The organism is Acrocarpospora corrugata (assembly GCF_009687845.1).
Classification (GTDB): domain Bacteria; phylum Actinomycetota; class Actinomycetes; order Streptosporangiales; family Streptosporangiaceae; genus Acrocarpospora; species Acrocarpospora corrugata.
This window is the reverse complement of sequence record NZ_BLAD01000097.1, coordinates 1-12,977: the sequence shown is the minus strand read 5'-3', so window position 1 is coordinate 12,977 and position 12,977 is coordinate 1. Positions and strand designations below refer to the sequence as shown.

Annotated in this window: 7 protein-coding genes and 1 pseudogene; 7 read left to right on the top strand and 1 reads right to left on the bottom strand. The window is 68.8% G+C overall.

What is annotated here, in order from left to right; genetic code table 11:
• Positions 1 to 6: 6 nt before the first annotated feature.
• The 6 genes from Acor_RS45065 to Acor_RS36285 all read left to right on the top strand — a co-directional run bounded on the left by Acor_RS45065 (position 7) and on the right by Acor_RS36285 (position 11,910).
• Positions 7 to 384, top strand: coding sequence for a hypothetical protein (locus tag Acor_RS45065; RefSeq protein WP_246239605.1), 378 nt, complete (start codon positions 7 to 9; stop codon positions 382 to 384).
• Positions 385 to 606: 222 nt separating this feature from the next.
• Positions 607 to 1,065: a hypothetical protein gene (locus tag Acor_RS36305; RefSeq protein ID WP_155341308.1), complete on the top strand. Its 459-nt coding sequence runs from the start codon at positions 607 to 609 to the stop codon at positions 1,063 to 1,065.
• A 236-nt stretch (positions 1,066 to 1,301) separates the two neighbouring features.
• Positions 1,302 to 1,625, top strand: coding sequence for a hypothetical protein (locus tag Acor_RS36300; protein WP_155341307.1), 324 nt, complete (start codon positions 1,302 to 1,304; stop codon positions 1,623 to 1,625).
• Positions 1,626 to 1,915: 290 nt separating this feature from the next.
• Complete coding sequence (locus Acor_RS36295; RefSeq protein WP_155341306.1) at positions 1,916 to 4,627, top strand: LamG domain-containing protein; 2,712 nt, start codon at positions 1,916 to 1,918, stop codon at positions 4,625 to 4,627.
• Positions 4,628 to 4,635: 8 nt separating this feature from the next.
• Complete coding sequence (locus Acor_RS36290) at positions 4,636 to 10,818, top strand: RHS repeat-associated core domain-containing protein (protein WP_155341305.1); 6,183 nt, start codon at positions 4,636 to 4,638, stop codon at positions 10,816 to 10,818.
• A gap of 294 nt (positions 10,819 to 11,112) precedes the next feature.
• Positions 11,113 to 11,910: a hypothetical protein gene (locus tag Acor_RS36285; protein WP_174876246.1), complete on the top strand. Its 798-nt coding sequence runs from the start codon at positions 11,113 to 11,115 to the stop codon at positions 11,908 to 11,910.
• A gap of 263 nt (positions 11,911 to 12,173) precedes the next feature.
• On the opposite strand, the gene Acor_RS36280 is transcribed toward Acor_RS36285, so the two are convergent.
• Entirely contained in the window at positions 12,174 to 12,542 is a 369-nt protein-coding gene (locus Acor_RS36280; RefSeq protein WP_246239604.1) for a YchJ family protein, read from the bottom strand.
• 32 nt (positions 12,543 to 12,574) lie between these two features.
• On the opposite strand from Acor_RS36280, the pseudogene Acor_RS43685 reads away from it, so the two are divergent.
• Positions 12,575 to 12,977: pseudogene (locus tag Acor_RS43685) on the top strand (hypothetical protein); the annotation flags it as partial.

The window sequence follows — 12,977 nt, the reverse complement described above, 5'->3', positions numbered from 1 at the left end:
GCGATCATGGAGGCGGCGACGGGACCGCAGCAGGCCCTGATCCAGATGCGGTCCATGGGCGGGGCGGTCAACGACATGCCCGCCGACGCGACCTCCTTCCCGCACCGGCGGCAGCACACGCTGGTGATCGCCTCGATGTTCCCGCCCCGGAGCGGCGCGGCGCTCGACGCGGCCTGGCAGCCTCTCGCCGAACGGGTCGACGGTGCTTACACAGGCTTCGAGAGCCGCCCGGACGGGAGCGCGTTCGCGCGGGTCTACCCGGGCAGGACCGGTGATCGGGTCACCCGGCTCTGGCGGCGATACGACCCGGACGGCATATTCCATGCCTTGTGGACGCGCTGTGCCGCATCTCCTTTCGGCTCCCCAGGCACGCCAATGGCCTAAACCGACCGCAGAACCGGGAAAGTTCGCCACAGTATTGGTCCGCGCTCGACCTCCAAGCCGGTACGCGGGACAGAAAACCGCAGGTCAATTGACCCTTAGAGGCATGTTCAAAGCCTTAATTTAAGAAGTTACATATATGTCAATATTCCGCGACTGGACATCCTGAAACCTCGCCAAAATAATCACCTCGAAGCGATATCCGGCAAAGAGAGGTAGAAATTGGTGGCACGCTTTTCACGGGTCCTCGCGATTGCTCTGCTGACGGTCGCCGCACTTGTGGCGCCAAGCGCCCCAGCCCACGCCGCATACGGTTCCGACCAGTCGGCGAACATCGACGTATGGGGTCAAGGCATCAAACTGTCCGGGGGCTACGGCACGATCGCCTTCGACGACGGCAACACCAAGTACCGCTACACGATCGCCATCTGCTGGCAGTCCAGCTACTCCCGCCCCACCCTGTACGCCTCCGTCAACGGCGCCTGGCGAACCATCATCTCCACCGGCGGCGGCACCGCGGTAACGATCCCCCAATGCTCAAACCCCGCCTCCCTCGTCAGCGGCGAGGTAACCCCCGGCGGCACCATCAACAACGTCTCACTCATCGTCGACGGCGTCCGCTTCAACCCCCCGAACAGCACCTACCACACCAATTCCTCGTTCCACGACAACCCATTCAACTGAGGTTCCTCCTAGGCGCGCCGACCACCGAAAGCCCGGCCACCTGTCCGGCGGGGCTTTCGCGGTCCAGCAGGGCGCTGGAGCAGATGGACCGCGCATCCGGCATGTAGTACCGGCAAGACCTGGACCGGTCGCGGGAGCGGGCATCGCGGGCGCTGCCAGGCCCCGGTTCGAGCAGCGGAGCTAGCTGCGGACGCGGTCTTTCAGATCGCCGTCGTAGTATTCCTTGAACTCGTCTGATGTTGAATTCCGTTGCGGTCAGGTCGCCTTTGTTCCTGATGCCGGAATCGAAGAAGATCAGGCTGCCCGGCGTCAGATCGGATGTCGGGAACGTGGTTTCCGTCGGGGTGAGATCTGGGCCCGCCATGGCGTGGGCCGGAGACGCCGCGAACATGATTGTCAAACCGGAGACCGCGGATATGAGTGATTTCCGCACGGGCTACCTCATTTTTCTGGGAGGCGGCAATTATGGAGTCGCCGGAATATGGCGTCAAGAAATTCTTGTTACGGGTGTTCTTTATGGCCATTTGGTGCCGGCCTGGCAAATCGCAGGAAGGAACTGACTGGAACAGTAAAGTACAGACGGTGAAATTTGTGCACTCGGCGATTCTCCGCGAGGACCCGGGGTTGATCGCCAGGCCGGGGAAGAGCTCGCCGCCCTCGGCAGCCCGAGGCCAATTCCCTGACGGTGAGGCTTTCCCGAAGGTATAGGGCGGGCCGCGTCGGACGGATATACGTTCTGTATCCGCGCCCATATACGCCGGATATACGGAGATATAACGCGGGTTTGTCATAGTTGCCGCGGGTGCGGCCATTGTCGGTCGCACGTTCGCTCTCGAACACGGAGTTGTCGATGTCCCATATGAGACTGCCGACCCGCGTCGGTGTTGTGCTCGGCCTACTTCTGACCGGATTGACGGCGACGCCCGCCGAAGCCGCCGTACGGGCTGCGCCCTCATGCGCGCCGGAGGCGGTCACCGGTGCGCTGGCCGTGGCAGAGGCAGCCCGTTGCGGCGGCAGAATCGAGGACCTGTCGCTCCGGACGGAGACGGGACAGGTCTTCGCCAACCCGGACGGCACGCTGACCTCGGTTCAGACGATCATCCCCGTACGGGCCAGGACGGCCGGCGGCTGGCGGCCGATCGACACCTCGCTTCGCTTCGACGCCGGCGGCGGCGTGATCCCGGGGGCGATCACGGCGCAGGTGCGGTTCTCCGGAGGGGGTTCCGCGCCGCTGGTCACGCTCGGCGAACGTGACACCCAGGTCCGGCTGAAGTCGCCCTGGCCGCTGCCCAAGCCGGTCCTGAGCGGCGACACCGCCACCTACCCGGAGGTACTGCCGGGCGTGGATCTCCAGCTACGCGCCGAGCGGGATGGATTCTCGCAGCTGCTGGTGGTCAAGAACGCCCAGGCGGCGGCCAACCCCGCGCTGGCCCGGCTCCGGTTCGGGGTGGACGCGGAGAACGCCACGGTCCGCGAGCGCGACGGCGTGCTTGAGGTGGTGGACTCGGCGGGCAAGCAGCTGTTCCAGTCCGGCTCCGCCCTGATGTGGGACTCCGGCGCGGCCTCGACCGGCGCCGACATGACCGGCGCGAACGCCGTGCGGCACCGCGTCGAGAAGATGGAGACGACGGCCAACGCCACCGAGCTCACGGTCACCCCGGTCGCGGAGATGCTCCGCGCCAAGAACGTGAAGTTCCCCCTGTACATCGACCCGACCTTCAGCAAGCCGTCGCCGACCTACTGGACGCACGTGACGAGCTGTGACAAGACCGGCTCGTACTTCACGCAGTACCGGTCGGACATGCGCGTCGGGAAGAAGTGGAACGAGAGCTGCGTCTGGCGGACGTTCATGCAGTTCGACATCGACCAGATGAACGGCGCGAAGGTCCACAGCGCGCTCTTCAAGGTGACGGCCAACCACGTGGCCGCCTGCGCCGGCTACAAGACGCAACTGTGGCAGACGCGGCACATCAGCCACTTCAACTCCTACACCTGGAACACGGCCGCCGACGACTACCTGGGGCACATCGAAACCCAGACCTTCAAGGCCAACGAGGGCAGCTGCCCGAGCCCCAACCAGCAGAAGATCTTCGACGAGGCCGGCACGGTCCTGGACGCCAAGCTCCAGGCGCTGGCCACCAGCAACAGCGACTCGCTGACGCTGGGCCTGAGGTCGAACAACGAGGGCGACGAATACGGCTGGTCGTATTTCGTGCCGAGCAGCGCGGCACTGGTCGTGACGTACAACCACACCCCGACCGCGCCCACCGCGCTGCAGGTCGCCGGCGACTGCGGCTTCTCCTGCACCGCCTCCGGCGCGCAGGTCCGGTCGGGGCGGCCGACGCTGCAGGCCACCCCCGACGACCCCAACGGGGGCACCCTCGGCAGGGTCGAGTTCGAGGTGTACGACCAGGCCACCCGCGCCGTCCAGCAGGCGGCGTCGGGAACCGCGGTCACCAACAGGGCCGTCGACCAGGCCGCGTCCTGGCAGGTGCCGACCGACCTGCCCGAAGGCGCCTACTCGTGGCGGGTGCGCGGCTGTGACGCCTTCCTCTGCGGCGCCTACTCCGCGTGGTTCGACTTCACGGTGGACAAGACGCCGCCGACCGATCTGACGGTGTCCTCGACCGCGTACCCGCCCAAATCCGCTGGCATCTGGAGCGGCGGGGTGGGCCAGGCGGGGGCGTTCACCGCCGGCGCGTCCGGCGCCTCGAAGGTCGAGTTCACTCTCAACGGCGTGAACAAGGGCTGGTTCGACGCGCCAGGCGGCTCCTGGACCGGCACCCTGACGCCCGACCGGGAAGGGCCGAACGTGCTGACCGTGAAGGCCGCCGACGCGGCGGGGAACACGACCGTGAGCGCGGCCGGCTACGAGTTCCTGGTGCGGCCGGCCGGCACCAGATCCTGGGCCTGGGGCTTCGACGAGGCCGGCGGCGGCACGGCGGCCTCGGTCCCGGCCGACCGCCCGCTCACCGTCACCGGGACGGCGGCCCGTACGGCTGGGCGGGCCGGCACCAACGCGGTCGCGCTGAACAGCGGCACCGCGTGGACCACGGCCACTCCGGTGCTCGACACGAAGAACGCATTCACCGTGACCGCCTGGGTGAAGCTGACGAGCGCGACGGTGTCCGGCCCGGTCACCGCCGTGTCGGCCGACGGCCCCACCGGCTCGGGGTTCCGCCTCCAGTACCGGACCGACCTTGACCTGAACGGCGACGCGGTCACCGACCCCGCCTGGTGCTTCACGATGACGGCCGGGGACGAGGGCGCCGAGAGCAGGGCCTGCTCGACCGAGTCCGTCGGCACTGGCTGGGTGCATCTCGCCGGGGTCCACGATCAGGCCGGCGGCAAGATCCGCCTCTACCTGAACGGCGACAACTTCGACGGCACCGACCTGGCGTCCTACACCGGCGGATGGTCGGCGAACCAGGGCTGGGCGGTCGGCCGGGCGAGGCAGTCGGGCGCCCCGGCGCAGTTCTGGCCAGGCGCGATCGACCGGGTGGCCGCCTACCAGCGCGCTCTCACCCAGGGCGAGATCAACTCCGACGGATCACAGGCGTAGGAGCAGGCATGAAACGAATTCTGGCGATAGTCACTGCCTTACTGGTCACGCTCCCGCTCATGGGCGGGGAGTCGCTGGCCGCCGCGCCCCGGTGGAGTCCTCCCGTCCCCGAAGACGTGCTGAGCATTCCGGTCAAGGAGCTGAAGGGCGGCACCGCCCCGAAGATCGCCGAGCCGCCCCGGGCAGGCGCCGCCGACGTGTCCTGGCCCTCACCTGTCACCACCGTGGTGGACCTGGCGCCCACCGGGCGGAAGCCGGTCCGGGCAGCCGCCTCGCCGGTGTGGGTCAGTCCGGGGGTGGCCGCCCGGGTGGGCAAGGTCGGGGTGCGGGTGCACGACCGTGCGGCGACGGCGAAGGCCGGCGTCTCCGGGGTGCTCCTCACCGTGTCGCGGGCCGACGGAGGCTCGGCGGACACCGTCGCGAGCACCGTCGCGAGCACCGTCGCGAGCACCGGTTCGGATACCGTCTCCGTCTCCGTCGACTACTCGGGCTTCGCCTCCGCCTACGGAGGCGACTGGGCCTCCCGGCTCCGCCTGGTCGAGCTGCCGCCCTGCGCGCTGACCGCGCCGGGCACCAAGGGCTGCGGCCTGGACGCCGCCAAACCGGTGAACTCCAGGAACGAGTCGGCCGCGCGCTCCCTCGCCGCCGACGTCACTCTCCCCGCCGGCGGGGAGCCGATGCTGCTGGCCGCGACCGCCGGCGCCGCCGGCGGCAACGGCGACTACACGGCCACCTCGCTGTCGCCCGCCGCCACCTGGCAGGTGTCGCAGCAGACCGGCGGCTTCGCCTGGTCCTACCCGCTGCGCGTGCCGCCCGGCGTGGGCGGGCCGGTGCCGTCGCTGGCGCTGGCGTACTCCTCGCAGGCGGTGGACGGCCGGACCGGGGGGACCAACACGCAGGGCTCGTGGATCGGCGACGGGTGGGATCTGTGGCCCGGGTTCATCGAGCGCACGTACAAGTCCTGCGCCAAGGACACCGAGGCGGTCGACGGGAAGGACCCCAACAACGCCGGCGACAAGACCGGTGACCAGTGCTGGTGGAAGGCGAACGCGACCATGTCGCTGAACGGCCGCGGCACCGAGCTGATCGACGTCGGCGGCGGGCGATGGAAGGGCGTCTCCGACGACGGCTCCAAGATCGAGCTGATCAAGGACACCTCCGTCGGCAACGGCGACCAGGACGGCGAGTACTGGAAGGTGACCACGATCGACGGCGTCCAGTACTTCTTCGGCAACCGCGCGTCCGCCCAGTCCACCTGGACCACCCAGGTGTACGGCAACCACCCGGGCGAGCCCGGCTACGCCTCCGGCGACTTCGCCGGTTCCCGGCGCACCCAGGCGTGGCGGTGGAACCTCGACAAGGTGGTGGACCCGCACGGCAACACGATGACCCTGTCCTTCGGGCGGGAGCCCGGCGCGTACGGCCGCGAGAACGACCCGGACAAGCGCACCGCCTACTACCGCGGCGGCTGGCTCTCCAAGATCGAGTACGGCTCCCGCACCGACCAGGCCCAGCCCGCCGCCCAGGTCCTCTTCGACGTGGCCGACCGCTGCCTGCCCGGGGCGACCTGCTTCGACACGGCCCAGAAGGCGGTCCCCGCGTCCTGGCCGGACACCCCGTGGGACCAGTACTGCCAGCCGGGCGCGCGGTGCACCGAGCAGCTCACGCCCACCTTCTGGACCCAGAAGCGGCTGAGCGCGATCCGGGCCCAGGTGTGGGACGCCGGGCAGTACCGCACGGTCGAGACCTGGACGCTCCGCCACTCCTACCTCAACGCCGGATCCAGCCAGGGCGAAGGCGTGCCGATGTGGCTGGAAGGGATCACCCGGTCCGGTTCTGGCGTCAAGGGCGGAGCCACCGAGACCTACCCGGAGATCGTGTTCTCGCCCGGCGCCGACCCCTTCCCCAACCGGGTGGACGGCCCCGCCGACGGGCGCACCGCGCTCAACCGGTTCCGGATCGTCTCGATCACCACCGAGTCGGGCGCCCAGATCGCCGTCACCTACCTCCCCGGCGACTGCGCCCGGTCGAGCCCGCCGGCCCCGCACACCAACGGCAGCCGCTGCATGCCGCAGTACTACGCCCCCGACGACACCAAACCGACCCTCGACTGGTTCCACAAGTACGTCGTCCACCGCGTGGACGTCTACGACAACACCGGAGGCTTCACCCACGAGCAGACCAGCTACGACTACCTGGACGCACCCGCCTGGCACTACGACGACTCGGAGCTGACCGAGGAGAAGAAGCGCACCTGGGGCCAGTGGCGCGGCTACGGCCGGGTGCTGGTGCGCACCGGCGTGGAGAGCGGCCCGCAGTCGGCCACCGAGTACCGCTACTTCCGTGGCATGGACGGCGACAAGCAGCTGACCGGCGCCCGCGACGTCTGGGTGAAGGACTCGCTGGACGGCACCGGCGACCCGCACTCCAAGGCGATCGAGGACCACGAGGCGCTGTCCGGCAAGCTCCGCGAGCAGATCACCTATGACGGGCCGGGCGGCGTCTGGCTGAGCGGGTCCCTGGTCGAGCCCTCCTACACCCGGACCGGCGTCAACGCTCAGGGCGGGCCGCTCACGGCGTACCGGACGCATGACGCGACCACGTTCGGCCGCACCCACCTGACCGGGAACGACACGACCCGGTGGACCCGCGCCGAGACCAAGGTCAACGCCGACAACCTGCCGGTCGAGGTGAACGACCTCGGCGACGAGGCCACCGCGGCGGACGACCAGTGCACCAGGAGCACCTACCTGGTCAACGACGGCCTCTGGATGCGCGACAGGGTGTCCGCCGTCGACACCTACGGGGTCGCCTGCACGGCCACTCCCGCAGTGCCCGGCGACGTGCTGTCCATGACCCGCAGCTACTTCGACGACGTCACCAAGCCCTTCGGCACCGCGCCCACCCGGGGCCTGGTGGTGAAGACGGATGAGGCCGGCTTTTGGTCGGGCGCCACCCCGCAGTGGGTGGTGACCGGGACCACCGGCTACGACGCCAACGGCCGCACGGTCGCCAGCTCCGACGCGCTCGGCCGGACCACCACGACCGCCTACGCCCCCGCGAAGGCGGGCCCGGTCACCTCGGTCCGTACGACCAACCCGGCCGGGCACGCCACCACCACGACCATGGAGATCGCCTGGAACCAGCCGAAGATCCTGGAGGCGCCCAACGACGTCAGGACCGATCTGGTCTACGACGGCATCGGCCGCCTCACCGCCGCCTGGCTCCCCGGCCGCGACCGCGCCCTGGGCGCGAACCTGACCTTCTCCTACCTGCTCCGTGCGAACGCCCCCACCGCCATCACCACCAGGAAGCTGCTGCCGACCGGCACCGGCAAGTACCTGACCTCGGTCACCCTCTACGACGGCCTGCTCCGCGAGCGGCAGACCCAGACCCAGACGATCGGCGGCGGCCGGTTGATCGCCGACTCCGTCCATGACACCCGCGGCCTGGTGGCCTGGACCTCCGCGCCGTACTACCACGACGGGAGCCTCCCAGGGACGACGCTGGTCAGCCCGGCCGTGACGATCCCCTCGGTCACCCAGAACCGGTACGACGGCGCCGGCCGGATCACCGAGACCACCCTGGTGGCCAACGGGGCGCCCAAGTGGAAGAGCGTCACCACGTACGGCGGCGACCGGACCACCGTCGTGCCCCCGGCCGGCGGCACCAAGACCCAGACCATCACCGACGCCCGCGGACGCACCGTCCAACTGCGCCAGTACAGCTCGGCGACGGCCTACGACACCACCAGCTACACCTACACCGACGCCGGTGACCTGGCCACCGTGACCGACGCCGCCGGCAACAAGTGGCAGCACACCTACGACCAGCGCCGCCGGAAGATCAAGACGGCCGACCCGGACAAGGGCGTCACCGAGTCCACCTACGACGCCGCCGGTCAGCTCGTCACCATCAAGGACGCCCGGGGCGTCACCCTGGCGTACACCTACGACGCACTGGGCCGTAAGACCAGTCTGCGGGACGGTTCGGTGACCGGCGCGCCGCGCGCCGAGTGGACCTACGACACGGCCCCGGGCGGCGTCGGCAAACCCGCCAAGTCCATCCGCCACGACGGCACCAGCCAGTACGTCACCGAGGTGACCGGTTACGACAAGGGCGGCCGCCCGACCGACACGAAGCTCACCGTCCCCGCCGCCGAAGGCACGCTGGCAGGGACCTACGCCTTCACCACCGCCTACAAGCAGGACGGCCAGATCGCCAGTACCGCCACACCGGCGGCCGGCGGCCTGCCCGCCGAGACGCTCAGCCTCGGCTACAACGCGGTCGGCGCGCCCACCTACCTGAGCGGCTCCCAGCTGTACGTCAACGACGTCGTCTACAACCAGCTCGGCCAGCCGATCCAGCGCATCCTCGGCGTGGAGGGCAAGCGCGTCTGGCAGACCTTCACCATCGACGAGCCCACCGGGCGTACCACCAACGTCTCGGTGGTGCCCGAACTCAAGAACGAGGTGGCCGACTTCGGCTACCGCTACGACGACATGGGCAACCTGACCCGGATCGCCGACACCCCCAACGGGGGTCAGGCCGCCGACTACCAGTGCTACACGACGGACTACCTGCGCCGGATCGTCGAGGCGTGGACCCCGTCCACCGGAGACTGCGCCGCCGCGCGGTCCATGGCCGGGCTGGGCGGCCCCGCGAAGTACTGGCACTCCTACACCTACACCTCCACCGGCAGCCGGGACACCGAGACCTGGCACGGAACGCCGGACACCGGCCGCGACTACGTCCAGCCCGCGCAGGGCGGGGCCGCGGGAAGCAAGCCGCACACGGTCACCCGCGTCGACAAGTCCGGCGCGGCCACCGGGTCCGACTCCTTCGCGTACGACGCGGCCGGTAACACCACCAGCCGCACCACCAACGGCGTCACGACCACGATGACCTGGGACAAGGAGGGCCACCTCGGCACCTCCGCGCAGGGCGGCCAGAGCACGACCTACCTGTACGACGCGGAAGGCAGCCGGCTGGTCCGCCGCGACCCCGCCGGAACGACGCTCTACCTGCCCGGCGGCCTGGAACTGCGCAGAACCGGCACCACGGTGACCGGCACCCGCTACTACACCCACCTGGGCACAACGGTCGCGGTCCGCGCGTCGGGCACCCTGTCCTGGACCGTCCAGGACCACCACGACACCGGCGAAGCCACCATCAAGTCCACCGACCTGGGCGTCTCCCGCCGCCGCACCCTCCCGTTCGGCGGCCTGCGCGGCACGGCCCCCGGCTCCTGGGCGGGCGACAAGGGCTTCGTCAACGGCACCAACGACCCCAGCGGCCTGACCCACCTCGGGGCCCGCGAGTACGACCCGCTGATCGGCGCGTTCACCAGCGTCGACCCGATCATCGACGTCAACGACCCGCAGCAGATGCACGGCTACGCCTACAGCAACAACAGCCCCGCCACCATGACCGACCCGACCGGCCTGCGGTCATGCGCCGAGGACAACTGCGGCGCGGGAGGAGGAAGCGGCAGCGCTGCCCCCAAACCGGCGACTCCCATGGTCGGGTCAGCGGACAGATACGCGGACAAGGCCGGCCTGAACCGGTGTAACTCCGTCTGCGCGCGGAAGCGCGTGGAGCAGTCCAAAGCCGCGTACACCGAAAGGGGGGCGATGGCAGGGCAATACCAGAAAGAGTGCATGGGGGAGGCGAGGATGGCCTTCCCCTGTATGAACCCCTATGTCTCCATGGAGACCACCAGTGGGTGGGAAGAAGTCGGAGAGGACACGGGAATCGCGATCAATCCGGTCGGTCTCGGCACGTCGACCACGGTTACCTACAACACGAACATCAGCCAATCCGATTCCGAGATGATTCAGAACTCTATCGAGCTTCGCGGGAAGGCGCCGTGGTTTGACATCGCATATGTTCGAAGCTCGGGAACTGTCCAGACAAACACTTCAGGTACCGCCGTCATACCGGGCGGTCCCCGCGATCCAGCTGCCAACGTCGCCTATCTCGCCCCGGTGATGGCCGTGCGTTGGGTGCAAACTGACTACTACGCCCGCGTATACGACGGCAAGAAGGGCGAATTCGTAGCCGGGGCCTACGTCAACACCTCATTCAAGATGGAGGTCGACGTCATTCGCCTGGAGCCGAAGCAGGCAGCCAGGCAACCGTTGGACGACCAACGAGACGTCATCTCGAGAATCGTTGGCCCGTGGTGGTAGGCGTAATCGCCTGATGGGCAGCCGCCGGAGATGTCTCCGGCGGCTGCCGCTTTCTCCCTCCGGCGCGCGGGATTAAGGGTCGCAACGTGTTCGTGGGAGCTGAGCGCACTTGCTCGTGAGTCTTGACCGCATTTGGCGGTCGGAAGCGTGACCGCACTTTGGCGGCTGCGGGTCTGCGGGCCGAGGTTGTTTCGGCACCACCGCAGACGCCGGTCTCCGCCTGGTCGTCGCTCCCGCCATGCGGCTCACGTATGGTGACGAGTCGCTGATCAAGGGCCAGACTGCGGGCAGAGCATGCGGGTGGCGATGACGAGCGTGGCCGCGGGACGGGCCGGCCGCGTTAACGAGGACTTCACCGGCGCCGTGCCGACGGCAGCGGTGCTGATCGACGGCGCCGGCATCCCCGGCACCGAATCGATCTGCCGGCATGGTGTGGCTTGGTACGCAGGCCGCCTGGGAGGCAGCCTCCTGAGCCTCTTGTCACTCGTGCGGGACCGCAGCCTTTCGGCGCTGCTCGCCGAGGCCATCGAGCGGGTGACGGACGATCATCGGGACACCTGCGACGTCGCCAACCCCATCAGTCCGTCGGCGACCGTCGCCATCCTGCGCCGGTCCGAGGGCCTCCTCGAGTACCTGGTGCTCGGTGACTCGGTCCTCGTCCTGGACAGAGCAGACGATGCGCCGCTCGTCGTCTCCGATCCCCGGGAGGTGATCATCAGCCGGTCGTACCAGCCCGCGCTCGAAGCCGCCGCCGTGGGTAGCGACGAATACCAGCGGCTCCTGCGAGACTTGCGCGCCAACCGGAACCGGCCGGACGGCTTCTGGGTGGCCAAGGACGACCCGCGGGCGGCAGACGAGGCGATCACCGGAAGCTGCCCGATCTCCGAACTAGCCGGCGCCGTCCTGCTCAGCAATGGAGCCAGCCGCATCGTGGACCGGTTCCAGCTCACCGACTGGCCAGAGGTCATGACCGTCCTGGCGACGAGCGGACCCGCCGAAATCATCCATCGTGTCCGCCAGGCGGAGGCGCGCCACGCGGTGACGGCCGACGACGCGACGATCGCCCACTGCACCGACCTCGGCGAGGCCTGACCGTCGCCAGCGGAGCCTGGGGCAGGGTGGTCAGTTCTTCTGGACTGCGCGGGTCTGGGCAAGGCGGTAACCAGTGCGGCTGTGATCGATAGTTGGCGTCGGCCATTTACGCCGGAAGATTCCCTTCGGTCGTCGCGATCAATCGAGAAGCGAAACTGCCCCGAACGGGCGCGGGCCGAACGCTTCCGCGTCGAGTGTCGTGCACGGTTGCCGGAGCGGGCGTCGTGTATCCGCCGGTTGAACGCGAAACGTGTGGCGAAATGTCAGCTGGAGGAGATGGGGCCGACGTAGAGCCAAACGTCGCGGTTCCGGACGAAGCGGCTATGTTCTTGCAAGACGTGGGTGCGGCCGGCGTCCATATAGTGCGCGGCGAAGTGAACCGTGCGTTCGGTGGCCTCCAGGACGTCCAAGCGCACCCAGCGCAGCGAGGGCTCCAACTCCAGGGACTGCGGCCGCGTCGCCGGATGCCAGGTGCGGAGGAGGTAGCCGGCGTCGCCGACGGCGAAGGCGCTGTACCGGGATCGCATCAACGACTCCGCCGTCGGAGCCGCCTCTCCCTGGTGAAGTCTCCCGCAGCAGTCCTCGTACCCGGCGGGCAGCCCACACGGGCAACCGGATCGTCGTTTGACCATGCCGCCCATTCTGAACCGTCAGGCGAAGCGGCGTGTCCACCCGGAGACAGCAATACGAGGAGTGGCTCGCCGAACAAGAACGAGAAGAAACCGCGAAGCGGGCGCGCTGGGAGGCCGCGATGGGGCAGGCCCGCAGCCGCGCAGTTGACGACTACCGCAACATGACATTCGCCAATGCCCTGGACGCATGGGGGGCGGCCAGCGAAATCCGCGAGTTCTGTGCCGCGCTCGACCAAGCTGCGGCCGGCTGCCAGGAGCCAGTGGAAGCCGAACGCCTGCGACCCTGGATCGAGTGGGACACGCGATCGCCGACCGCCTGGACCCAGTCCGCGGTCCATCCCGCCTCGCCCATGCGCGCTTCGACAAAGATCCAGCCCCAGACGACCTGCGCCCTTACCTCGGGGACTGGAGTCCCCACGGCCCCCAAAAGGAGTA